At 64.8% G+C, this 24,664-nt stretch carries 13 protein-coding genes, 1 tRNA gene and 5 pseudogenes; 13 read left to right on the top strand and 6 right to left on the bottom strand.

Annotation, left to right across the window (positions count from 1 at the left end):
- Positions 1–525 precede the first annotated feature (525 nt).
- The 3 genes and pseudogenes from moaA to QP181_RS02330 all read left to right on the top strand — a co-directional run bounded on the left by moaA (position 526) and on the right by QP181_RS02330 (position 2,476).
- Positions 526–1,539 carry a GTP 3',8-cyclase MoaA gene (gene moaA, locus QP181_RS02340; protein ID WP_333927435.1) on the top strand — a complete coding sequence of 338 codons (1,014 nt, stop codon included), beginning with the start codon at positions 526–528 and terminating at the stop codon, positions 1,537–1,539.
- Positions 1,536–2,313: pseudogene (locus QP181_RS02335) on the top strand (NAD kinase). Before moaA ends, QP181_RS02335 begins: the two are co-directional and overlap by 4 nt.
- An 88-nt stretch (positions 2,314–2,401) precedes the next feature.
- Positions 2,402–2,476 (top strand) — tRNA-Asn (locus QP181_RS02330).
- Between the two features lie 389 nt (positions 2,477–2,865).
- On the opposite strand, the gene QP181_RS02325 is transcribed toward QP181_RS02330, so the two are convergent.
- Entirely contained in the window at positions 2,866–3,297 is a 432-nt protein-coding gene (locus QP181_RS02325) for a hypothetical protein (RefSeq protein ID WP_333927434.1), read from the bottom strand.
- Here QP181_RS02325 and QP181_RS02320 point away from each other — a divergent pair.
- A complete protein-coding gene (locus tag QP181_RS02320) occupies positions 3,287–4,447 on the top strand; it encodes a hypothetical protein (RefSeq protein ID WP_333927433.1) in 1,161 nt (386 codons plus the stop codon). The two genes, QP181_RS02325 and QP181_RS02320, sit on opposite strands and share 11 nt — an antisense overlap.
- A 445-nt stretch (positions 4,448–4,892) precedes the next feature.
- On the opposite strand, the gene QP181_RS02315 is transcribed toward QP181_RS02320, so the two are convergent.
- The 3 genes and pseudogenes from QP181_RS02315 to QP181_RS02305 all read right to left on the bottom strand — a co-directional run bounded on the left by QP181_RS02315 (position 4,893) and on the right by QP181_RS02305 (position 8,915).
- Positions 4,893–5,207, bottom strand: a complete 315-nt coding sequence (locus QP181_RS02315; RefSeq protein WP_333927432.1) for a hypothetical protein — start codon at positions 5,205–5,207, stop codon at positions 4,893–4,895.
- Between the two features lie 501 nt (positions 5,208–5,708).
- The gene (locus tag QP181_RS02310) at positions 5,709–7,115 is read right to left on the bottom strand and encodes a hypothetical protein (RefSeq protein WP_333927431.1); all 1,407 of its coding nucleotides are present in this window, start codon (positions 7,113–7,115) and stop codon (positions 5,709–5,711) included.
- A gap of 473 nt (positions 7,116–7,588) precedes the next feature.
- Positions 7,589–8,915, bottom strand: a pseudogene (locus QP181_RS02305) (sugar MFS transporter).
- Positions 8,916–9,048: 133 nt separating this feature from the next.
- On the opposite strand from QP181_RS02305, the pseudogene QP181_RS02300 reads away from it, so the two are divergent.
- From QP181_RS02300 to QP181_RS02275, 6 genes and pseudogenes are all read left to right on the top strand, one after another.
- Positions 9,049–10,195 (top strand): annotated as a pseudogene (locus QP181_RS02300) (aldose epimerase family protein).
- Between the two features lie 34 nt (positions 10,196–10,229).
- Positions 10,230–12,023, top strand: coding sequence for an IlvD/Edd family dehydratase (locus QP181_RS02295; protein WP_333927430.1), 1,794 nt, complete (start codon positions 10,230–10,232; stop codon positions 12,021–12,023).
- Between the two features lie 42 nt (positions 12,024–12,065).
- Positions 12,066–13,732, top strand: a pseudogene (locus QP181_RS02290) (glycoside hydrolase family 43 protein).
- Positions 13,733–13,734: 2 nt separating this feature from the next.
- Complete coding sequence (locus tag QP181_RS02285; RefSeq protein ID WP_333927429.1) at positions 13,735–15,303, top strand: glycoside hydrolase family 43 protein; 1,569 nt, start codon at positions 13,735–13,737, stop codon at positions 15,301–15,303.
- A gap of 447 nt (positions 15,304–15,750) precedes the next feature.
- Entirely contained in the window at positions 15,751–16,329 is a 579-nt protein-coding gene (locus QP181_RS02280) for an outer membrane protein (RefSeq protein WP_333927428.1), read from the top strand.
- Between the two features lie 167 nt (positions 16,330–16,496).
- Positions 16,497–16,868, top strand: a complete 372-nt coding sequence (locus tag QP181_RS02275; protein WP_333927426.1) for a hypothetical protein — start codon at positions 16,497–16,499, stop codon at positions 16,866–16,868.
- A 160-nt stretch (positions 16,869–17,028) separates the two neighbouring features.
- Here the strand turns inward: QP181_RS02275 and QP181_RS02270 are convergent, their stop codons facing one another.
- Both QP181_RS02270 and QP181_RS02265 read right to left on the bottom strand, forming a co-directional pair.
- Entirely contained in the window at positions 17,029–17,667 is a 639-nt protein-coding gene (locus QP181_RS02270; protein WP_333927424.1) for an NPCBM/NEW2 domain-containing protein, read from the bottom strand.
- Positions 17,664–18,977: a glycoside hydrolase family 27 protein gene (locus tag QP181_RS02265; protein ID WP_333927423.1), complete on the bottom strand. Its 1,314-nt coding sequence runs from the start codon at positions 18,975–18,977 to the stop codon at positions 17,664–17,666. Before QP181_RS02265 ends, QP181_RS02270 begins: the two co-directional genes overlap by 4 nt.
- 708 nt (positions 18,978–19,685) lie before the next feature.
- Between QP181_RS02265 and QP181_RS02260 the strand changes: the two genes are divergently transcribed.
- From QP181_RS02260 to QP181_RS19860, 3 genes and pseudogenes are all read left to right on the top strand, one after another.
- Positions 19,686–19,910 carry a hypothetical protein gene (locus tag QP181_RS02260; protein WP_333927422.1) on the top strand — a complete coding sequence of 75 codons (225 nt, stop codon included), beginning with the start codon at positions 19,686–19,688 and terminating at the stop codon, positions 19,908–19,910.
- Complete coding sequence (locus QP181_RS02255; protein WP_333927421.1) at positions 19,907–21,886, top strand: sialate O-acetylesterase; 1,980 nt, start codon at positions 19,907–19,909, stop codon at positions 21,884–21,886. The genes QP181_RS02260 and QP181_RS02255 overlap by 4 nt, the downstream gene beginning before the upstream one ends.
- A gap of 22 nt (positions 21,887–21,908) precedes the next feature.
- A pseudogene (locus QP181_RS19860) lies at positions 21,909–24,576 on the top strand (glycoside hydrolase family 3 C-terminal domain-containing protein).
- Positions 24,577–24,664: the final 88 nt, after the last annotated feature.

Raw genomic sequence — 24,664 nt, 5'->3', positions numbered from 1 at the left:
GCGCTGCCCGCAGTGCGCACCGCGTGGCGCCCGGCAAACCGCAACGCCTGGACGAGTTCGCCGTCGCTCGCCGGGCTGGCGAGGAACTGCGTCGCGCCCGCATCGAAGAACTCGCCGACCGCGCCGACGTCGCCGCGCGACACCAGCACCAGCAGCGCGGCGCCATTGGTCGCGATCAGCCCGCCCAGCGACAGCGTCGCCGCCAGCCCCTCTTCGAACGCGCCACGCGCATCGATCAGCGCGACCGCCGCACCGCTCGCCAGAAAGCGGCTTTCGATCGCTTCGGCATCGCTCACGACCTGCGCGTGCCAGTCCGCGCTGACCCCGGCGCACGCCAAAATCTCTGCGATTTCACCGCGTTGACGGAACGATACCGCGAACAGCGTCGTTGCCGTCTGCATGTCTTCCATATCCGTCGCACCCTGCTCCATCGGTGCGAGCCTAGCTAGCGTATCGCCCCCCGCCAATCCATTACCAGCCGATCCGGCCTTGTTCCTGGGACAGTCCGGTCCTAGCTCTGAAGGCATGACGCTCGCGCCCGCCCTCAACCAGAAGCCGTTGCGCGACACGCATGGTCGTACGATCAAGTATCTGCGGATTTCGGTCACCGATCGCTGTGACCTGCGCTGCCGCTACTGCATGTCGGAGAAGATGACGTTCCTGCCGCGATCGAAGCTGTTGAGCCTCGAAGAGATCGCGATCATCGCCGAGCGTTTCATTGCGCGCGGCGTGACCAAGATCCGTCTTTCGGGTGGTGAGCCTCTGGTGCGCCGTGACGTAGCCGAACTCGTCCAGCGTCTAGGTCACAACATCGGTTCAGGCCTCGAAGAATTGACGATGACGACCAACGGCACGCGCCTCGCGCAGCATGCCGAGGCGATGGTCGACGCCGGCATCCGCCGCGTCAACGTCAGCATGGACAGCCGCGACCCTGAGCGCTTCCGCTACATCACCCGCCACGGCGACGTGTCGCAGGTGATCGGCGGCATCTACGCAGCGCGTGACGCCGGCCTCGCGATCAAGATCAACATGGTCGCGTTGAAGGGCTTCAACGAGGACGAGATCGCGCCGATGTTGGCCTGGTGCCGCGACGAGGACTTCGACCTGTCGCTGATCGAGACGATGCCGCTCGGCGCGATCGACGAGGACCGCACCGACCGCTTTCTGCCGCTGACCAAGGTATTCGAAGACCTCGGCCAGCAGTTCACGCTCGCCCGCGATGCGCACAAGACCGGCGGCCCGGCACGCTACTGGAATGTCGACGGCACGCGCACGCGGCTCGGGCTGATCTCGCCGCTGACCGCCAATTTCTGCGACGGCTGCAACCGCGTCCGCCTGACCACCGAGGGCAAGCTGTACATGTGCCTAGGCCATGACGATCAGGTCGATCTCAAGGCCGCCCTGCGCGAGGGCGGCACTGCTGGTCTCGACGAGGCGATCGATGCTGGCCTGTTCGCCAAGCCGAAAGCGCACGACTTCCGCATTGGCCAGGGCGAAGGCCCCGCAGTCGCGCGCCACATGAGCGTCACCGGCGGATGAGCCGATACGAGCGGCGGGCGCTGGTCGCGTCCAACACCCCGCCCGCTCGTGCCGCTGAGGCCCAACTCGCCGACATGGCCGACTGGGTGCCTGTCGAAGACGCCGACGTGATCATCGCGCTCGGCGGCGACGGTTTCATGCTCCAAACGCTTCACGCGATGCTGGAGCGCCGCAAGCCGCCTGTGCCGGTATTCGGAATGAACCTCGGCACGGTCGGCTTCCTGATGAACGAATGGCGCCACCACGGCCTTACGGACCGTCTCGAGCGCGCGAAACCGTTCAAGGTCGTCCCGCTCAGCATGACCGCGCTCGGCGTCGACGGGCGCACGCACACGCTGCCCGCGATCAACGAGGTATCGTTCCTGCGCGAAACCCGCCAGACCGCGAACCTCGAAGTGACGGTGAACGACCGCATCGTCCTGCCCGAACTCGCCTGTGACGGCATCCTCGTCGCCACCCCCGCGGGTTCGACCGCGTACAACCTCTCCGCGCATGGTCCGATCCTGCCGCTCGGTTCGGGGATGATCGCGCTGACCCCGATCAGCCCGTTCCGCCCGCGGCGCTGGCGCGGCGCGATCCTGCCCGACAAGGCGCGCATCGGCATCCGCGTGCTCGATCCCGGCAAGCGCCCCGTCTCCGCGGTCGCCGACCAGCGCGAGATCCGCGACGTCGCGCAGGTCGACATCTGCATGGATCGCGCGCGAACTGACGCTGCTGTTCGATCCCGAGCACGCGCTCGACGATCGGATTACGATGGAACAGTTCGTCTCCTGACCGTGGTTTATCGCGGACTTTGCATTTTTGCGGAGAAACCTGCTTGCATCGTCCGACTGGCCGTTTATAGAGCCGCCTCCGGCAACGTTCCCTGATAGCTCAGCGGTAGAGCTCTCGACTGTTAATCGAGTGGCCGTAGGTTCGAATCCTACTCAGGGAGCCATTTTCTGCCAGGAAATCCTCGGCTTTTGCTGAGATTGGCCGGCGGCAACGCCCCGCCGTTATTACACACATTATGACATTCGCGGTTCGTTCTCACGCGTTGATACGGCCGGTCTGTTGTCACCGCACGATCAGATTGTCATCCGCCCCGCCGTACTCTGCGCCCAAGGAATTAGCGCCAGCATGACCGTCGCTAGCGACAACTCGCGCGGCCCGCTCTTCGCAAAACACTTGCCAGCGTCCAAGACTGAAGCCGGATCTCTCGGCTATTGCATTTATTTACCGAGGGTTAACCCGCCAGCACCTACCCGAAGCCTACGGGCCATTCACGTCGTCCGCGAGAAATCCAGGCCTCTGGCAAGAGAAGGTTCGTTTCATGATCGGTGTGGATCACGACAAAGTTTTTGACGATTCGGGCACCGCAGCAAATCTGCCCGATGTGGATCGCAGACTCATACTTGCCTTTCTCTCCAGCGTCCCCGCTCTTGCATGGGCGGCCGGCAGCGGTAGCGGTAGCGACGCAACGCCTGCGACGGGCGCAGCCTCCGCAACGGACGGCATAACGGTCGTGACCGGCTCCCCCGCTACACAGAACGCGGTCTCGGCAACGGCGGCAAAGACAGTGGCAGCGTCGACGACCTCGAAGACGGCCACGACGCCCAGCTTGTTTTCTGCGCAATCGCCGTGGAACTCGACGCCGATCAAACCCCGGCTCGGCAACAACACCCTGCCGACCGCGAAGCAGGTTCCCTGGATCGAGGAGAGCGCATACTCGTCCAAAATCTTCCGCGCCGCGGCAAACGATAGCCCGATGACCGTCATTGCGGACGACATCGCGAACCAGCTTCAGGCCGGTGCGGTGACGATCCCGCGGTTTCCCGCAGCGACCATGCCGGCGACCGGTCAGGATGGCCATTGCGAGATCCTGGACCCGGTCGACGGTACGCTGCACAGCTTTTACCAACTGCGTCGGACCGCGGGGACATGGCGCGCGGGAAAATATGCCCGTACGTCCGCGCAGGGAAGTGGCTGGGGCACGGTGGCCAATCCAGACAATGTGCGCGCGGCTGGCTGCTCGACGGCCGGCGGCCTTCTGCTCGCGTCTGAACTGGGACTGGATATCGTGCCGCACGCCTTGGCGATCGGCATGGATAAAAACGCGTTCCTGTCGGGGCCGGTCTGGCCGGCAACGCTCCAGGACTATACCGGCGCGACCACGTACAAGGGCGTGCCGGGGCAACGCTTCCCGATGGGCAGGCTGTTGATGCTGCCCGCTAGTTTCGACGTCGACAAACTCGGCCTGCCGGAATCGAGGGCGATCGCCCGGACTCTCAAAAAATACGGCGGGTATATCGTCGACGCGACGGTCGGTTCGCTCAACTTCTACGCGGAGATCGGCAGCGGCTGGAACAAGAGCTACGTCAATGGCAAGTACACGGCTGCGTTCAGTCCCGACATGCAGGCGATCAAGGCGGGATTGCGCCAGCTATTGGCGCAAGACGGTTTCCTCGATCGCGATGGCAAGCCTTACACCCCCACGCCGTTCCGCTCGATGAACCTCTTGTCGATGCGCGGGCCGTGGCAGAGCTATAACGGGTCGAAGTCGTTCGGTAAGTATGATGCGGCGACCGATCTCTTCCAGGCCGAGGCGACCGCCGAGCCGCGCACCGTCCGCCAGGTATTGAATACACATGATGAGGCCGACCGGTTCGGGTACAAGAAACAAAGCTGGAACCTCAACCCTGAACCCGGCGTGCGGTATCTCGTGAAAGCGATCGGCGCGGGCGACATAACGGCCACGCTCGCGGTGAACGCCAAGAGTTTCAAACGATATGCGGCGACCACCAAGCTTGCGCCCGGTGGTTCCGTGGCGTTCACCTGGCCGACCGATCCGGCGACCGTGACCGAAATCTTCGTCGACAAGCCCGCCGGTGCAACGGCAAGCATCCGGTTGGAACTGGTCAAGGCCTAGCTCAAGAGGCCGGCGACGACGCATCGACCAAGGACGAGCCAATAAGGGTGACACCGCAGCGGGGAGGCGTCTTGGGAAAGCTCAACCCGCTGCGATTGGTGTGATTTGCCACTGCCCCATGCGGTAATCAATCCCCCGCGGGTCCCATTTTGACGCATTGTCGCGGCGAACACGTGTGACGAGCACGATTGAATACAGTTCGCCGCGACCTGCACGGCATATCCCGTTCCGGCTTGGCAGGGCACCCTGAATTGACCCGAGCGAGATTAGTGCCACGGCGTCTCTCGGTGACGTGGCGGTGATGCGGCGTCGGCACCGAACTGTATCAGATGTACTGGCCGCACTTCGATGCGCCAATCTCACGCGGACGCGGGCCTGCAGACCTTGGCCAGTTTCCACTGGCCTCCCGACATATCGAACAGTCTGCGATCCTCAACTGGACCGACTATTCCTGGTAATAGTTTGCATACCGCGCGACGCGATAGCGACCCCGGGTCCGGTATGCCCAGCCCGACAAGGCGAGCCCGAACAGCGGAAATACCACTGACAGGACGCTGGTCGCCGTCAGATGCGAAGCGATTGCGAGAACGGACGAAACGCCACCCCCGACGGCAAAGACCAAACACGCCTTCATCACGCGGGTCCGCCGTGGGCGTGTATTCGCGACGAAGGGTACGATCGCGAGCAGGGCAGCAACGCCGACCATCAGCGGGACCAGCGTCCAGATCGAAACGCCGCTGCTGTACAGCCGGTAGCCCACCAACGCGGATATGATAATCGCTATCGAACAGATAGCACGCAACAGACCCATCCGTGATTCCTTGTGGTAGTAAATTGTCCCAAAGAAGGCACCGTCGTCAGGTTACGCGCCGGCGGGTCGTGCTTCCATGCACGCCGCCGGGTTAACGGCACCATACCGACTCCGCTCTGAAACGGCTTCTTGAGCCTATGTAACACATATCAAACTTTTTTTCGGCTTCACAGCGTAACTTACCAGGATGACGACGACGCCGAAGCCCGCTTGGCCAGTCTCGTTCGCCACCCATCCCCTCCGCGAACGCTACGAAGGAAGCGATGCCTTGCGTCACCCCGACGTCACGGATGCAGACGACTTAGACGTCCGCCCAAGTGGTCCGAAATCTGGAAGCGCTGCTCACCCTACCGATTCCCGTTCCCGGAAAGTGAAGCGGCGGGCGCGGCTACGCTGCAACCGTCAGGCGCTGGATGTCACCGCCCTCCCCTGCAGCCCGCTGGACTTCGCTCAGGCTTTGACCAATTCGAGCCGGATGTTGGCCGCGGCGCCGGCGGGCTTGTCGAGATAGATTTCGGTAACGGTGCCCGAATCGGTAGGCCATGTGAACGTCGCCGACTGTCCTGGCGCCAGCTTTCCGGTCGTGCCGTAATTGGCTTTGTAGTCGCTCTTCTTCACGCTGAGCGTCGCCATGATGTCACCGTTACCGATCGCGCGAACGCTGTATTTCGCACCTGGCTCTGGGTTGAGGTTCCAGCTCTGCTTCTTCCATTTGAAGCGGTCGGGATCGTTGTCGTCGTGCGTGTAGAGAATCTGTCGAATGGTGCGGGCGTCGGCGGTCGCCTCGGCTTGGAAGAGGTCGGCCGCCGCATCGTACCGGCCGAACACCTTCGAACCATTATAGCTCTGCCAAAGACCGCGCATCGACAGCAGGTTCATCGCGCGGAACGGGGTCGGCGTGAACGGCGTGCCATCCCGGTCCAGATAGCCGCTCTGCGACACGACCTGACGAATCGCGGCCTTGATCGCCTGCATGTCGGGACTGAACGCGGCGGTGTATTTGCCGTCGACCATGCTCTTGTTCCAGCCGCTGCCGGTCTCGGCGTAGATGTTCATCGACCCGACCGTCGCGTCGACGATATACCCGCCATATTTCTTCAACGTCCGCGCGATCGCCCTCGATTCCGCGAGGCCCAGCTTGCCGACGTCGAAACTGGCTGGGAGCATGAGAAGCGCCCCCATCGGGAAACGCTGCCCCGCCACACCCTTATAGGTGGTTGCCCCGGTATAATCCTCGAGGGTCGCCGGCCAGATCGGTCCTGGCATGAAGGCGTTCTTGTCCATCCCGATCGCAAGCGCGTGGGGCACGATGTCGAGACCAAGTTCGGACGCGAGCAACAGGCCACCGGCCGTCGAGCAACCAGCCGCGCGCACATTGTCCGGATTGGCGACCGTGCCCCAGCCGCTGCCCTGCCACGATGACCGCGCATACTTGCCCGCGTGCCAACTACCGGCTGTCTTACGCAATTGGTAAAAGCTGTGAAGCGTACCGTCGATCGTGTCCAGGATCTCACAATGGCCATCCTGCCCCGTCGCCGGCATGGTCGCTGCGGGAAACCGCGGGATCGTCACGGTGCCCGCTTCGAGCTGGTTGGCGATATCGTCCGTGGTGACGGTCATCGGACTGTCGCTGGCCACCGCGCGGAAGATCTTGGAGGAGTATGCGCCTTCCTCGACCCACGGGGTCTGGTTGGCGCTCGGCAGGGTATCACTGCCGAGTACGGGATTGACCGGCGTCGCGTTCCAGGCCGACTGCGCGGAAAACAGGCTGGACGAGGAGCTCGCTGGAGTCGTTGATGGGGCTGGTGTCACCACCGCTACCGGCGTCGCGACCGGCGCAGCGGCGGAAGCAGGCACGACCGTCACGCTATCTGTGGCCGGTGCTGCGCCGCTCCCGCCACCACAGCCCCCCAATGCCAGAATGGGCGCGCTGGAGAAAAACGCGAGGAGTTGCCTGCGATCGAAATCGGGCAGCTCCACAGCTGTACCCAAATTCCCAAAATTTTCCTGGTGATCCAAGGCGATCATGCAACAAACCTTCTCAAGCCATGGACCCGGATTACCCGCCGGTTAAGGATGGCCCACGACCTGAGAAGTAGTGCTGCGGGGTAAACCGTTAGTAAATTTTCGCTGAGAGTTCATCCAGGATAAGGCACCTGACAAACACCAGGATCATGCCGCGCAGATACGACAGCCGAAAAATCGCCACCGCGAAGCCTCGCGCGGAACCGTCCAGGTACGGCTCCGCGGGGTGGGGCTAGAACGATTACTCCGAGCATCCGGAGACACGGCAATCACGCATTGAAGCGTTCGCCGCATCCCCTGGTAGATCAGTGAACGGTGACGGGATCGGGCAGCGCGTCGGTCACGCGTGAGCCCCACACCGCGTAAAACAGGATGTAGAGTTCGCAGGCCGCGGTCAGCAGGAACGAAATCTGCAACCCGTAGGTATCGGCGAGCCAGCCCTGGACGATCACCAGCGCACCGCCGGCGATCGCCATGATCAGCAGCCCCGACCCTTCCTCGGTCAGCGGTCCCAGGCCGCGGATGCCGAGCGTGAAGATCGTCGGGAACATGATCGAGTGGAACAGCCCGACCGAGATCAGCGCCCACATCGCGACGTGTCCGGTGGTGAAGGTCGCGATCAGCATGACGACGAACGCGCCGATGCTCGCCACCGCCAGCACACGCTCGGCGGGAATTGTGCGCATCACGACGCTGCCGATCAGCCGACCGACCATCATCCCGCCCCACAGGATGAACAGATAGTGCGAGGCCTGTTCATGCGTCAAATTGCCGATCTGCGGCTGGCTCACGAAGTTGATGAAGAGATTGGCGACGCCGATCTCGGCGATCAGGTAGATGAAGATCGCCGGGATGCCGAGCACGAGGTTGCGGTGCGACCAAAGCGACAGGCCCTTGCGGTCGGCCTTCGCCGACCGCTGCGTCGCGGTCCCCATCGCCGGCAGCGGGAAACGCGCGATCACGATCGCGAGAACCACCAGCACGCCTGCAACGATCAGGTACGGCAACACCACCGACTGTGCATCGGCAAGCCGCTCGGCCGGCGTCAGCACCGCGGTCGATCCGGCAACCGCGGTGCCCGAGGTCGAGCGACCCAGGATCAGATAGCCGCCGAACAAGGGGGCAAGCGTCGCCCCAGCCGAGTTGAACGCCTGCACCAGATTGAGCCGCGACGATGCGGTTTCCGGCGGACCGACGACCGCGACGTAGGGATTGGCCGCGACCTGCAGCAAGGTGATGCCGCTGGCGATTACGAACAGCGCAAACAACGTGACGCCGTAGCTTGGCAGCCGCGCGGCGGGCACCATCATCAGCGCGCCGACCGCCATCAGGCCGAGCCCGAACACCATCGCGCGTTGATAGCCGACTCTGCTCGATCAGCTTGGCGGACGGGATCGAGGCGAAGAAATAAGCGATGAACCACACGCTCTCGATCAGCGTGGTCTGCGTATAGCTGAGGTCGAACACGCTGCGCAGGTGCGGCAGCAGCGTGTTGTTGATGACGGTGATGAAGCCCCACATGAAGAACAGGCTGGCGAGCAGGGTCAGCGCGGAGCGGTAACTGGGGCTGCCCGTCGCGGTGACGGGTGCAGCGCCGGTCTGCGTCTGTGTCGGCTGTATCGGCATGGCCATATTCGTTCATCCTCCGCGCCATGTCGGTGACTGGAACAGTCTTTTCCCGCACGGCTTGCCCAGAAATATATTGTCTGACTATATAGCCGAACAAGGCGCGTCAACGGCGTCGGCGATCAGGATGGGAACCGGAATGCGTGCAATCAGGAAGACGGGGATCATCGTGGCAACCTTGCTGGCAGCGCTTTCGGCGCACGCAGCCGACGCGGCAGAGGCGAAGCGCTCGCCCGCCGGAACGCTGAAGGACGGCACCGCGATCGAGGCGGTGACGCTCAGCAACGCGCACGGCGTTTCCGCGAAGATCCTGTCCTATGGCGCGACGCTCCAATCGTTGATGGGGCCCGACCGCGCCGGCAAGATCGCCGATGTCGTGCTCGGCTACGATGACCTCGCCTCCTATATCGACCATCCCAATTTCTTCGGTGTGACGGTCGGGCGCTACGCCAACCGCATCGCCGGTGGCCGCTTCACGCTCGACGGCAAGACCTACCAGTTACCGCTCAACGACAAGGTCAACTCGCTGCATGGCGGCGGCAAGGGCTTCGACAAGGTCGCGTGGACGGTCGTGTCGATAAAGAGCGGACCGACCGCGACGCTCGTGCTCGGTCATCGCAGTCCCGACGGCGAGTCGGGCTATCCGGGCAACCTCGACGTCACCGTCACCTACACGCTCGACGAAGCCGGCAACCTCGGCATTGCGTATGACGCGAAGACCGACGCGCCGACGATCGTCAACATGACCAACCACGCGATCTTCGATCTCGGCGGCGAGGGCTCGACGATGGGCGCGAACGGCCACCGGCTGACAATCCCCGCCAAGGCGATCACGCCCGTCGACGATAAACTGATTCCTGACCGGCGCGCTGCAACCCGTCCAAGGTACGGTGTTCGACTTCCGCAGCGGCCGGATCGTCGGCGAGGGTATTCGCGACGGCCGAGACCAGCAGATCCGCTACGGCCATGGCTACGACCACAATTTCGCGCTCGACAAGGGCCTGACGACTAAACCCGAACTGGCCGCAAGGCTGGAGGATCCCGTGTCCGGAAGAGTCCTCGACGTGCTCACGACCGAACCCGGCGTGCAGTTCTATACCGGCAATTTCCTCGACGGCACGTTCGTCGGCAAGAAGGGCCATCTGTACCGCATGGGAGACGGCATCGCACTCGAACCACAGAAATTCCCGGATGCGCCGAACAAGCCCAGTTTCATTTCCGCCCGCGTCGACCCAGGCAAACCCTATCACCATGCGATGATCTACCGCCTCTCCGTCGCGCGCTGATAGTCGATCTCCAGAAAGCTCTCCGATGACTGACATGCCTAAGCTTCCCCAGCCGCTCCGAAGCCGCGCGTGGTTCGACAACCCCGAGAACATCGACATGACCGCGCTCTATCTCGAGCGCTATCTGAACTTCGGGCTGAGCCTGGAGGAACTGCGCTCGGGCAAGCCGATCATCGGCATCGCGCAGACCGGCAGCGACCTGTCCCCCTGCAACCGCCACCACCTCGTGCTCGCCGAACGCCTGCGCGAAGGCATCCGTGAAGCCGGCGGCATCGCGCTCGAATTCCCGGTCCATCCGATCCAGGAAACCGGCAAGCGCCCGACCGCCGGGCTCGACCGCAACCTCGCCTATCTGGCGCTGGTCGAGGTGCTCTACGGCTATCCGCTCGACGGCGTCGTGCTGACGATCGGCTGCGACAAGACCACGCCGGCCTGCCTGATGGCCGCGGCGACCGTCAACATCCCGGCGATCGCGCTGTCGGTGGGCCCGATGCTCAACGGCTGGCACAAGGGCGAGCGGACCGGCTCGGGGACGATCGTGTGGAAGGCGCGCGAGCTGCTCGCGACCGGCGCGATCGACGACGAGGGCTTCATCAAGCTCGTCGCGTCGTCGGCGCCGTCGACCGGTTACTGCAACACGATGGGCACCGCGACGACGATGAACAGCCTCGCTGAGGCGCTCGGCATGCAGCTGCCCGGCTCGGCCGCGATCCCCGCGCCGTACCGCGACCGCCAGGAGGTCGCCTATCGCACCGGCAAGCGCATCGTCGACATGGTCGCCGAGGATCTCAAGCCCAGCGACATCCTGACCAAGGAAGCGTTCCACAACGCGATCGTCGTCAATTCGGCGATCGGCGGTTCGACCAACGCGCCGATCCACTTGGCCGCGATCGCACGCCACATCGGCGTCGACCTGCCGATCGACGACTGGCAGACGCACGGCCACAAGGTGCCGCTGATGGTCAATCTCCAGCCCGCCGGCGAGTATCTCGGCGAGGATTATTACCATGCCGGCGGCGTCCCCGCGGTGGTCGCCGAACTGATGAAGCAGGGCCTCATCCACGAAGACGCGATGACCGCGAACGGCAAGTCGATCGGCGACAATTGCCGGACCGCGACGATTGAGGACGAGCGCGTCATCCGCCCGTTCGCGACGCCGTTGCTCCAGGATGCCGGCTTCATCGTGTTGCGCGGCAATCTGTTCGACTCGGCGATCATGAAGACCAGTGTGATCTCGCCGGAGTTCCGCGAGCGCTATCTCTCGAACCCCGCCGATCCCGAGGCGTTCGAAGGCCCCGCGGTCGTGTTCGACGGTCCCGAGGATTACCATCACCGGATCGACGACCCCTCGCTCGGCATCACCACCGACACGTTGTTGTTCATGCGTGGTGCCGGCCCGATCGGCTATCCGGGTGCCGCCGAGGTCGTCAACATGCGTCCGCCCGCCTATCTGATCCGCGAAGGCGTCCATGCCCTTCCCTGCATCGGCGACGGGCGGCAGTCGGGCACCTCGGGTTCGCCCTCGATCCTCAACGCGTCTCCCGAAGCCGCGGCGATGGGCGGCCTCGCGCTGATCCGCACCGGCGACCGCGTCCGCATCGATCTCGCCAAGGGATCGGCCAACGTGCTGATTTCGGACGAGGAGCTCGCCGAGCGCCGTGCCGCACTGACCGAGGCCGGCGGCTATGCCTATCCCCGATCGCAGACGCCGTGGCAGGAAATCCAGCGGGCTACCGTCGGCCAGATGGAGACGGGTGCGATCCTCGAAGGCGCCGAGAAATATCAGCGCATCGCACAGACCATGGGCCTGCCGCGCGACAATCACTGAGGTCACCCGCGCGGTACGGATCCGTTCAGACCAGGAGCTCCGATGATTCGATCCATACCGCGCCTCGTGACGACGCTATCAGCACTGGTTGTGGCTCAGGCGGCAGCCGCGCAAACTGCGCGCTTCGACCGCTTCAGCTATGACGGCCGGTCGCAGGAACGCGTCGTGGTGGCCCCGAACGCGTACCGCAATCCTATCCTGTCGGGCTATTACCCCGATCCCTCGGTTACGCGTGTCGGCGACGACTATTACCTCGTCAATTCGAGCTTCGCGCATTTTCCGGGCCTGCCGATCTTTCGCTCGAAGGATCTGGTCAGCTGGGTCCAGATCGGCAACGCGATCTCCCGCCCGAGCCAGCTCGATTTCACCGGGCGCGCCGTGTCGCAAGGCGTCTTCGCGCCCGACATCTCCTGGCACGCGAACGTCTTCTACATCGTCAACACCTGCGTCGCGTGCAAAGGCAATTTCGTGATTACCGCGAAGGACCCGGCGGGGCCGTGGTCCGACCCGATCTGGCTGGCGTTCGAGGGGATCGATCCGTCGCTCTACTGGGAAGGCGACAAGGCCTATATCGTCAACAATCGCGCGCCGAACGAGCCGCCGCGCTATGACGGGCACCGCGCGATCTGGGTGCAGGAATATGACTGGCGCGCGGGCAAGATGGTCGGGCCGAGCACGCAGATCGTCAATGGCGGCGTCGATCTCGCGACCAAGCCGGTCTGGATCGAGGGCCCCCACCTCATCAAGCACGACGGCTTCTATTATCTGATCGCGGCCGAAGGTGGCACCGGCGACAATCATTCCGAGGTCGTGTTCCGGTCGAAAAGCCTGACCGGACCGTTCGCTCCCTATGTCGGCAATCCGATCCTGACGCAGCGCGGGCTCGCCGCCGATCGACCGAACCCGGTGACGTCGGCCGGGCATGCCAAGTTCGTCCAGACGCAGAATGGCGACTGGTGGGCGACGTTCCTCGCGACGCGTCCTTATGCGCCCGAGCGCTATGCGATCGGCCGCGAGACGTTCCTGTTGCCCGTCACCTGGTCCAATGGCTGGCCGCACATTCTCGCGCCGAAGACCCCGATCCCGTTCGCCGCCGCCAAGCCGAAGCTGCCCGTACAACCACGTCCGACGACGCCCGTCACCGGCGATTTCGGCTATAGCGATACGTTCCGCGGCAAGGGCCTGGCGATGCAATGGATCGGCATCCGCACGCCGGCCACGCCGTTCTATACGCTTGGTACTGGCGGACTGACGCTGCACTCGCGGGCCGCGCTGGGCGATCGGCAGGGCGTGCCGGCGTTTCTCGGACGCCGGCAACAGCATCACGTCGCGACGATCACGACGCGCGTGACGTTCGTGCCGGGGACCGATGGTGCACGAGCCGGGCTTGCCGCGGTGCAGAACGACGATCTCGTTCCTGTTCTTCGGCCTGACGCGGATTGCCGGCAAACCCGTCGTCGCGCTGTATGCCCGCGACAAAGCACAATCCGATACGCTCGTCGCCGCTGCACCGGTGGACCTTTCGGGACCGGTCACGTTGACGATCCGTGCCGATGCCGGTGAGATGACGTTCGATTACCAGACCCGGGCTGGTCGCCGCACGCTGAAGTCGAAGTTCGATGCGAACCTGCTGACCACCGCGCGCGGGTGGGTTCGTCGGAACGATCGTCGGCCCTTATGTCTATGACCCCGCCGCCGGGACGCGGTGAGGATGCGCGGCTTGGGCACCGGCTTGCTCGCGATCGCGTTGCTCGGATCGGCCTCGGTGGTGGCAGCGCAGGCGTGGCAATCCGACCGAGGCGACGGCACCTACGCCAACCCGCCGCTGAACGCCGACTATCCCGACCCTGACATTATCCGCGTCGGCGGCGATTTCTATTTCATCACCAGCACCTTCGCCAATGCGCCGGGGCTGACGATCCTGACGTCGAAGGATCTCGTCAACTGGCGGTTCGCGTCGCACGTCGTCGCGACGCTGACCGGGCGCCCGGAATACGACCTGAAGACTGGTGGCGCCTATCGCCACGGCATCTTCGCGCCGAGCCTGCGCCACCACGACGGCGTGTTCTACGTTGCGGTAACGCCGGTCGGCGAGCCGACGCGGATCTACCGCGCTAAAGACGTCGCTGGTCCATGGACGATGAACCGGCTGAGCGAGTCCGCCTTCGATCCGGGGTTGTTCTTCGATGCTGACGGGACGGCCTATATCGCGACCGCAAGCAGTGCCGACGGGACCGAGACGCTCCTGAGCCTCGACCCGACGCTGCGAAGGATCACCGCCCGACGCGTGATCCACTACATCAAGGGCGCCGAGGGATCGAAGCTCGTCCGACGCGGCAATCATTACTACCTGTTCAATGCGATACCGCAGCGGCTCGGGTTGACGGTTTCGCGCGCCACTGCGCTGGCAGGACCATGGGAGACGCGCAACCAGATCGACGACACGACCGGCGGGCATCAGGGCGCGATCGTCGATCTGCCCGACGGCAGCGACTATGGCTTCGTTATGATCGACGCGGGCGCGGTCGGCCGCACCACCAGCATCAGCCCGATCCACTGGCGCGATGGCTGGCCGATCTGGGGAACCCCCGCGGCGCCGAACCGCGTGCCCGCGATCGCCCGCAAGCCGATCCAGGGCATGCCTATCGAAACTCCCGCCGCCGCCGACGACTTCGCGCAGCCGACGCTCGGCCTGCAATGGCAATGGAACCACAACCCGCTCCCCAATCGATGGTCGCTGACCGAGCGCCCCGGCTTCCTGCGCTTGCACGCCGCCCCCGGCAGCTCGATCTGGACAGCACGCAACACGCTTCTTCAAAAGGGACAGGCGCCGTCGAGCCGGGCGACGATCACGATCGACGCTACGCACATCGCGCGCGGCGACCGATGCGGAGCGGGTGTCTTCGGCAAATATAGCGGCGGCGTCGCCCTGGGCCGCGATGCGAACGGTCGCCTGACGCTGTCGATGCAGATCATCGAAGATCGGGCAGGCCCGGCGAAGACGACGATCCAGCACGCCATTCGCGAAAGCCCGGCCATCACGATCGACACGACGCATCTGACACTGCGGACCGAGATGGATTTCGTCCGCAACACCGGCATGGTGGCGTACAGCATCGATGGCACGACCTTCACGCCGCTCGGCACGCCCTTCCCGCTTGCATTCGACTGGCGCACGGGCACGTTCCAGGGCCAGCAGTTCAGCCTGTTCTGCTACAATCCTGCCGGCCGTGGCGGCTATCTCGACATCGACGCTTTTGCGCTCGATGGTCGCCGATGACGGGCCGCCGCCGCGCACTCGTCTAGCGCCCCGTCTCGCGGGCGGCGTGGAAACACTCCCACCGCCCGGTAACGCTGCCTATTCGCCCGGGCACAGGCAGCAATGCTGCGATCAACATCGTGAACAGGGTCCCGGGTAACCGGATTGCAGCGTCATGCAAGCGCGCCTCATGAAGCATCCGCGCTGAACAATTTTGCATGTAGCATCGCGCAGTCGCCAGTTATGCCACCTACAAAGCACAAACCGGCGCACAGGGCTATCATAGCCCCGAACTAATATACCGCACGTCTACCATGCCGATAACGAATACAACAGTCATAAAAATGGTACATTACATTCACTATGAATATACGTTAGCAATCTCGTCGAAACTAATTCCGAATCATCATATCTTCATTTCAAAAGGAATGATTTTATCCGATTCGACACAATATTAAGGACGACTTGATGCGCAAATACACAGTATATTTAGGTGCTATCGCACTGATTATGTGCGGGTCTTCGGCCTATGCTCAGTCCACGACGTTTCGCGGCTTTCGCATTGAAGCGAAAGCTGGCGTCGATCGCCTTCAAGCTCATGGTAATCACGACGACCGCTTCGTCTACGGCGTCGCTGGTGGCTGGGATGGGATCATCGGCGACAAGATCGTCATCGGCCCTGAGGCCAGCTATCTGGATACGCAGGGTAAAAGCTGCGCGGCCGGCGTCCTGGGAGGGGAAGTCTGCACACGTTCGCGACGCGAAGTCGGCGCCGCGGTCCGGGCGGGTTATCTGGCAACGCCGGCTTTGCTGATCTTCGGGAAGGCCGGGTACGTCAGCGACAGCCAGCGCAAGACGTTCACCGGGGATCCGGCTGGCGGGACAGCCTTCAAAACTCGCCACGGCACGGACGGGTATCAGGTTGGCGGCGGTATCGAATATTCACTGGTCCGCAATTTCTACGTTAGCGCAGAGTATAAATACGCAAACTTCCATAATCATACCTCGCGTCAGAATGTTCTGGGCGGTGTAGGCGTTCGCTTCTAGCCAAACCGGCGCGCACCCCGCGGTGCGCGCCCGCCTTCCCCGACGATTTGACCATCAGCCGTCCTGTCGATCCCGTCATAGTCAAAGCGGGACGATTACGGTTGCCGAGCAACCAAGCCTTTACCGCTCACGCGTTATCCCGCGGCATCGATCGATCGGGAGCCGCTATGAACAAGGCGTATTTGGGAGCAACGCTGCTCGGCTTGGCGGGCTGTACGGCCGCTGGGGCTTCGGCGATCAACCCGTCCGATGATCTACACTGCGCCGTCATGATCCGGATTTTGGAGCAAAATGCCGATGAGTTTGGCGCCACCCCTGTCGCCAAAAAGGGGCTGTATGTGCTTCAGACGTGGTATTTCTCGAAGATTAAGCGGGAGAGACTTGCAGAGGCTCAAGGTGTCGTCGAAGCGATGAAAGAGAATCCCGGACAAATATCGTCTGCGAGTCAGAAGTGCTCGAACCGAGCGTTCGGCGATCCCGGTTTTGCCCGCTGGAAGTCGATCGCTTCCGACGATTACGACCAAAAGGCTATGCGCTAGATCGCTGCCGCTCGAACCAGCACTCCCGGAACAGCATGATTGGCACGACCGCAGTTATCCAAGCCGGCGGTTGCAGAGCGACCGCACCGCCTCCTCCCGCTACCGAAATCCGTCGCGTCCCCCGCTGGGAAGGCGACGATCGGCGACAATCATCATCCGGTCATCGTAGCAGCCTTGCATTCGCCCAGACCGCCGGACGCGGTGGCAGGGCGTCGCCCGGCCCGCTCGATCGCGTGACGAGTTCGACGATCTTCACGCCGGAAACGTCGGCCTCCAGCACGGTTGCCGGATCGCCAAAGTCGATCGGCGGCGAGGTCGCGAGCAGCTTGCCGTCACCATAGACCGCGAAGCGCATCGGCCCGCCTGCCGCCAGCCCGGCATCGTCGATACCGACCTCGGCGGCAAACCGGCGGAACCCGGCGTTGCGCACCTCCAACCGTGACCCCGCGAGCACCCCCAACCCCGTGTCATAGTCCTTCCCGGCGACACGCAACACTTGGCCGTATACCGCCCGGTCCGCCCGCGAGCCGCCCCAACCGCCATATTGGACATGCTCGCCCGGCCCCTTCGTGCCCGACCATGCGGTGACCGAATGATGGATCGTCGGGTCCGCTCGCGGCGTATCGACGCCGTCGACCGCAGGATTCACGCGACCGGGCTGCTCGGACACATACATCCCCCCACCAAGCCGCCGCGCACCCTGCGCGCGAAACACCAGCGTCTGGTGCGGCGCCAGCGTGAAGCGCTGCTCGCCGGTGAACCTTGTGGTCGTCTTGCTCCACAGGTCGACCAGCGTCACCGGCACGTCGTCGCGAACTTCAGCTGCCCGGCATGCAGGACGACGTCGACCGGGGCTGCGTCGCGGTTGAACAGCGCGACGCCCTTGCTGCCGTCGGCGAGCGTCTTCACGAGAAACTGCACGTCGTCGCTGTCATAGGCGATCACCGCCTGGTTGCCCGCCGGATCCTGGTTCAGCGCGATGATGTCGCGGTTTCCGAATATCGCGAGCAGGGACGGCGTGAGCCTACGCAGGTCGTAGCCGATCACGAGCGGCGAATTGATCATCGCCCACAGCGCAAAATGCGATTTCGCTTCGGTCATGTGCTGCGCATCGAACTCGCCGGTGCCCACGAACAGCATATCGGCATCGTTCCACGATCCCGGATGTGCATAGAGTTCGCGCTTGGCCGCGGTATCGAAGTTGGTCAGCATCCGCGTCCAGTGCGGCGTGATGTCGTCGCTGGTTCGCGAGATATTGCCGAGATCCTTGCCCCATGCGCGAACATCGGCAGATCCCCAGAGACACAGCGAGAGCAAATAGTCGCCCCGCGGACGTTCGCGGCGGAGCGCCGCGCCAACCGATGTGTAGAGCGCGCGGACTGCGGCGACGTTGGTCCGGCCGAGCGATTGCATATCGATGATCGGTGGAAACGCGCGGTACAGTCCCGACCGGACGCGCGGGTGATCCGCAGGCAACCCGCGTACGCCGCAACCATCGACCTTGATCAGATCGAACCCCCAGTCGGTGAAGAAGAGGCGGATGTCCTGGTCGACATGGCCGTAAAGCCCGACCTCCCGTTCGGCGACGGTTCCAACCGGCTGGTTGTCGAACTGCGCGGTGTAGATCTGACCGCAACTGTTGCGCCCGATGTCCGAATAGATCCCGGCTTTCAGACCCAGGGCATGGAGTCGGTCGGTCAGCGGGCGAAAACTGGTAGTGTCCGCGCCCTGTCCCGATGTGGCCGACGCGCGTGCCGACGGGAATTGCGCGGTCCGGATGACCATGCGTCCGTCCGAGGCGCGCCGTTTGAGCCACCAGCCGTCGTCGATATTGACGTAGCGATACCCCATCGCCGACAGCCCAGTATCGACCAGCGCCTGTGCGGACGCCAGGATCTTCTCCTCGTCGATCCCGCTGTTGAACGCGTTCCAGCTGTTCCAGCCCATCGGCGGCACCGCGGCCTGCCCCTGTTCATTCGCGCTCCAGCGACCGGTCGGGGCGAGCGGGTCGGCCGTCGCAGAACCTGCTACCAGCGTCGATGCCAACAGCACACCGAGTGCGGAGGTCCAGCGGCGACGCGACGTGTCGGACTTGGCACAGTTCGGCATTGCAAATCTCCCGAAGAAACGATTGCGACGGCAAGGTGGAACGCGGCCGTACGCCCGTTGGTCAATAAGTCCCGCCATCGTGTCGGACGGCGGTGGAGGCCGGGCGCATCTCGGCGCGACGTGATGGCATCAGACCTCTATCCCGGATGTGGCAGGATGCTGATATCGCTAACAGACACGGAGCCTTCGCGGACCGGCTTCGCTGCTCCTCGCAAAGGCATCTGCCACCCGAGATCGGCGGGCGATATCCCGCCACTGATCTCACATGCTCGATATGCAACGGAGCCGCCCGATCGGGTCAACCGCAGGTTGGCCTGCATGGCTGCGGTCAGTCATTCCCATGCTTCACGCCCCCTCTCCCGACGCCCGCATTCGCAGCATTATCTGCCGTCGTTCGCAGCCCTTGGCACCGATCCCCGACAGTCGCGCTGACCGCTCGTCTGGGATCTGGACGATGCACAAGATGGCAGGTTCGCGGGTGCAAGAAAAGAGTTGCTGGCGATCTTTGTCCGCGTATAAATCGACGTGTGAGCGATACCATGCGGTGACGTCGGACGATGCCCGGTGTGACGTAAAAAAATGGACCGCTTCACGCTCTCTGCCTGATCGACAGTCGCAGCGGAGAGGCGTCACGAACGCAGGGAGAGGGTGAAGACAGTGGCTTACCGATTAGCGATCACAGCTGCGTCGGCTAACGATATCGATAGCGTGGTCGATGCCACCGAGATCGCGAACACACTGTTCGTCGATTGCACCGGCATGGCGGCCCGTCCGATCGGGATGGCTCTCGGTGTGCCGTTCAAAAACTCCGCAAAAATATACGGTCCGAGTGCGATCTCCGGCCGGCTGCGCGGGCTCGTGGCGCTAAGCCAGCAGCCTGCGCCGTGCAGCATGCCCGATCCCGTTCCTCGCAGCGAAGTAGCACACGTATGAAGATCCGTCCGTCGAACGCCCTGCCTGCTGCCTTGCTCGGGATCGCCGTACCGCTCGGCGCAACGCAACTCGGCGCGGCGGCGATGGCGGAAGAGACGCAGATCGCCCCTAGCCTCGATGGACTGATCGGCGACCACGCCGTTATCCAGCGGGACCAGCCGATCGTGCTGCGTGGCACGAGTGAACCGGGCACATCGGTCACGGCCCGGCTTGCGGGGCGCACCTCGACGGTGAAGGCGGATCGCGATGGCCGGTTCGAGCTGCGCCTGAAATCGCTGCCCGCAGGCGGCCCCTACGATCTGAAAATTGCCGGTAGCACGGGCGTCGCGACGGTGCGTGACCTGCTGATCGGCGACGTGTTCCTGTGTTCGGGGCAGAGCAACATGGAGCTGCCGGTCAACGCCGCGCAGGACCTGATCCCCGATGCGCATCCGCCGCTCGACGATAAGTTGCGCCTCGTGACGATCGCCAAGGCGAGCAGCGAGACACCGCTTACGCGGTTTGCGGCGAGGCCGAAGTGGACAGCAGCGGGCGCCGACACCGTTCCGAGCTTCTCGGCAGCGTGCTTCTACATGGTGCAGGCCTTGCGGCGGAGCGAAGGCGTGCCGATCGGGGCGATCCATTCCAGCTGGGGCGGATCGCGGATCAGCGCGTGGATGGGCGACGCCGCCCTGCGGTCCGCCGGGATGGCGCGCGAGGCGGACTTGCTCGCGCTGCATGCGACAAATCCAGTCGCGGCGGAGCGCGGCGCGTCGACGATCTGGGAGGATTGGTGGCGACGCGGTACCGGCGATGCGCTGGGTCGCGAACCGTGGCAGCCCGACGCCGCGCTCGACTGGAAGCCGGTGCCGAAGATCGGCAATTTCGAGCAATGGGGCGTGCCCGCGCTCGCCGACTATAACGGCATGGTGTGGTATCAGCGCGTCGTGACGCTGACCGCGGCGCAGGCACGCGGTGCAGCGACGCTGGCGATCGGCGTGGTCGACGATGCGGACCGTACCTGGGTCAACGGGATCGGCGTCGGCGGCAACAGCAACGCGGCGCGCGCGCGCGTCTATACGCTGCCGGCGGGCGCGCTGAAGCCGGGGCGCAACGTCATCACCGTCAACGACGACGACGTCTATGCCTATGGCGGGATGACCGGTCCGGCGGACGCGATGATGCTGACGCTGGCCGACGGCACCCACGTGCCGATCGGCGACGGCTGGCGCTATGCGATCGCCAAGCGCGTGCCGGGCAACGCGCCACGCTCGCCCTGGGACGACATCAACGGCGCGGGGACGCTGTACAACGGCATGATCGCGCCGCTCGGGCCGACCGCCCTCGCCGGGATCGCCTGGTATCAGGGCGAGTCCGACACCGGCTTGCCCGGATACGAGACCCGGCTCGCGGCGATGACCCGTGGCTGGCGGCAGCAGTTCGGCAAGCCGACGATTTCGCTGGCGATCGCGCAGCTCGCCAATTACGGCGCGCCGCCGATCGCGCCGGGCGAGAGCGGCTGGGCCGACGTCCGCGAGGCACAGCGGCTGATGGCCGCGCGCGATGGTCATGCCGGCGTCGCGGTGACGATAGATCTCGGCGATCCGCTCGACATCCATCCGGGCGAGAAGCATGCGGTCGGCCAGCGACTCGCGCGCGTCCTCCGCCCGCTGGCCTATGCCGGACGCGAGCCGGTAGGCCCGAGCATCGCCACCGCCAACCGCACAGCCGATGGCGGCGTGACACTGCGCTTCACCGGGGTGACCGGATCGCTCCACGCGCAAGCATCGCGCACCGCGATCGGCTTCGAACTCTGCGGCCCCGCGGCCGGGAGTTGCCGCTACGCCGACGGCCTCGTCCAGGGCGACCGCGTAACGCTAGCGTCAGACGGCAAGCCAGTCGTCCGCGTCCGCTACGCCTGGGCGGACAGCCCGGTCGTAAACCTCGCCGACGACGCGCAACTGCCGGTCGGACCGTTCGAGATCCCGCTTTCCTGACGTGACACGAAAGAGAACCGCCATGCGTGCATATCCAATTTTGTGGCGCGGTGGCGTGGCGCTCGCGGCAATCCTGGCATCAACCGGGCCGATCGTCGCGCAGGCCCCTGCCCCGACGATCGCGCCGACCGCCGTGGAAGCCGACGCCGATCGCGCAGCGGCAGCGCTGGTCGCGAGGCTGACGATCGACGAGAAGATCGCGCAGTTGCTCAACGTCGCGCCCGCGATCCCGCGGCTCGGCATCCCGGCGTATAACTGGTGGACGGAGTCGCTCCACGGTGCGCTCGGGCCGGTGCCGACCACCAATTTCCCCGAGCCGATCGGACTCGCCGCAAGCTTCGACGCGCCGTTGCTGAAATCCGTCGCAGCCGCGATCAGCACCGAGGTGCGCGCGCTCCACACGCTCGGCCGCACGACCGGGCGGCTGGGGAAGATCGGCACCGGGCTCGACACCTGGTCGCCCAACATCAACATCTTCCGCGATCCGCGCTGGGGCCGCGGGCAGGAAACCTATGGCGAGGATCCGTATCTGACCGCCACGCTCGGCGTCGCATTCATCGAGGGCATGCAGGGGCCGAACCCGGCTTTGCCCGACGTGATCGCCACGCCAAAGCATTTCGCGGTGCACAGCGGCCCCGAATCGACGCGCCACAGCGCCAACGTGATCGCCTCGCCACACGACCTCGAGGACACGTATCTGCCCGCGTTCCGCGCCGCGATCGTCGAAGGCAAGGCGGGCTCGATCATGTGCGCGTACAACCGCGTCGACGGCCAGCCGGCGTGCGGCAGCGACCTGCTGCTCAAGGACCACTTACGCGGCGCATGGGGGTTTCGCGGCTATGTCGTGTCCGATTGCGATGCGGTCGTCGACATCTCCGAGCATCACAAATACGCCGCGGACCCGGCGGCAGGCGTCGCGGTCGCACTGAAAGCAGGCGTCGACAATGAGTGCAACGGCGCGACGCTGTCGGGAACGCCGAACCTCGGCGCGCGCTACCAGGAGGCACTGTCCCGCGGGCTGATCGCGCAGGCCGACATCGATCGCGCGCTCGTCCGACTGTTCTCCGCGCGCTATCGCAACGGCGATCTCGCGCACGGGACAATGGCGCGCACGCCGACCCCGGTCGCGGCGATCGACACCGCCGAGCACCGCGCGCTGGCGCAGCGTATCGCGGCCGAGAGCCTCGTGCTGCTCAAGAACGACGGCATCCTGCCGCTCAAGCCCGGCACGCGGATCACGCTGATCGGTCCGCTCGCAGATGCGACACGCGTGCTGCGCGGCAATTACTCGTCGTCGCAGAGCGCCCCGCCGATCTCGATCGACGCGGGCTTGCGACAGGTGATGCCGCCGGAACAGGTGACCCTGGTCCCCTTCACCGCGTCGATCACCGATGGCGACCCGGTCCCCGACACGGCCTTCGTCACACCCGATGGCCAGCCAGGCCTGCGCGCCGACTATTTCAACGCGCGCTTCGGCGGGCAACGGTCCGGCCAAGGCAACCTACGACACCAAAGCGATCGCGACCCGCACGGAGCGCAACGTCCGGTCCGAAGCCGGGCAATTGAGCACCGTCGGCGAGCGCCACAAGATCGTCTGGACGGGCGCGCTGGTCGCCCCCGAAACCGGCACGTACCGGATCGCGCTGACCGGCGTGACGGGCGCGATCACGCTTGGTGGTAATCGCAGCGTCGCCGCCGCCACCGCATCGCGCTGGGCCGAACCGCTCCACCTGAGCGACGTCGACCTGGTCAAGGGCGAGCGCTATCCGCTGCGGCTCGAAGCCGAGTCGAGCGGGTCGGGCATTCCCGGATTGGTCTGGAAACGCATCACCCGGACGCCCGAGCGCGATCTGGCCGCGGGGATCGCCGACGCCGACGTGGTGATCGCGGTGGTCGGATTGACCTCCGATCTCGAAGGCGAGGAGATGCCAGTCAAGGTCGACGGATTCGCAGGCGGCGATCGCACGTCTCTGGCGCTGCCCGCCGACCAGGTCGCGTTGCTCGAACAGGCCAAGCGCGCCGGCAAGCCGCTGATCGTCATCGCGATGAACGGCAGCGCGATCGACCTGCGCTGGGCCAAGGCCAATGCCGCTGCGATCGTCGAGGCCTGGTATCCGGGCCAGTCGGGCGGCCGCGCGGTCGCCGAGACGCTGGTCGGCACGACCAATCCCGCCGGGCGCCTCCCCGTCACCTTCTACGGCGACGTCGCCGCGCTGCCCGCGTTCGACGATTACGCGATGACTGGGCGCACCTATCGCTATTATGCGGGCACGCCGGTCTATCCGTTCGGTCACGGGCTCAGCTACACGACGTTCGGCTATGCACCGCTCCGCCTTGCCCCCGCACCCGGCGGTGCCGAGCATGGGCTGAGCGTCACGACCATCGTTCGCAATACCGGCAAGCGGTCGGGCGACGAGGTCGTCCAGCTGTATCTGAACTTCCCCGACCAGCCAGGCACGCCACGGATCGCGCTACGGGGCTATCGCCGCGTCACGCTCGCACCTGGCGAGAGCAAGCCCGTGACGTTCGCCCTGTCGCCCCGCGACCTGAGCAGCGTGACGCCCGACGGCGCGCGCCAGGTGAGCGCCGGACGCTACCGGGTCAGCGTCGGCGGCGGCCAGCCCGACACCGGCGCTCCCACGCGTTCGGCAGATTTCACCGCCGCATCGACGAGCGCGCTGCCACGATGACCGATCTGGCCCGCCCATCGGTTGCCCGCTTGCAAAGCCTGGATGGACCTCGCTAATGGTACCGCTACCGCATCCGATGCGCGACGTT

The sequence above is a fragment of the Sphingomonas sp. LR55 genome, assembly GCF_036856015.1.
In the GTDB taxonomy this organism is placed as follows: domain Bacteria; phylum Pseudomonadota; class Alphaproteobacteria; order Sphingomonadales; family Sphingomonadaceae; genus Sphingomonas.
The sequence above is the reverse complement of the archived record's forward strand: the minus strand, read 5'-3'. Positions and strand labels throughout refer to the sequence as shown.

Excerpts from the sequence above, each read along its gene's own strand:
- QP181_RS02280 (WP_333927428.1), top strand. The coding sequence starts at position 15,751 with ATGCGCAAATACACAGTATATTTAGGTGCTATCGCACTGATTATGTGC.
- moaA (WP_333927435.1), top strand. The coding sequence starts at position 526 with ATGACGCTCGCGCCCGCCCTCAACCAGAAGCCGTTGCGCGACACGCAT.
- QP181_RS02265 (WP_333927423.1), bottom strand. The coding sequence starts at position 18,977 with ATGCCGAACTGTGCCAAGTCCGACACGTCGCGTCGCCGCTGGACCTCC.
- QP181_RS02325 (WP_333927434.1), bottom strand. The coding sequence starts at position 3,297 with ATGACGGTCATCGGGCTATCGTTTGCCGCGGCGCGGAAGATTTTGGAC.
- QP181_RS02295 (WP_333927430.1), top strand. The coding sequence starts at position 10,230 with ATGCCTAAGCTTCCCCAGCCGCTCCGAAGCCGCGCGTGGTTCGACAAC.
- QP181_RS02275 (WP_333927426.1), top strand. The coding sequence starts at position 16,497 with ATGAACAAGGCGTATTTGGGAGCAACGCTGCTCGGCTTGGCGGGCTGT.
- QP181_RS02255 (WP_333927421.1), top strand. The coding sequence starts at position 19,907 with ATGAAGATCCGTCCGTCGAACGCCCTGCCTGCTGCCTTGCTCGGGATC.
- QP181_RS02320 (WP_333927433.1), top strand. The coding sequence starts at position 3,287 with ATGACCGTCATTGCGGACGACATCGCGAACCAGCTTCAGGCCGGTGCG.
- QP181_RS02285 (WP_333927429.1), top strand. The coding sequence starts at position 13,735 with ATGCGCGGCTTGGGCACCGGCTTGCTCGCGATCGCGTTGCTCGGATCG.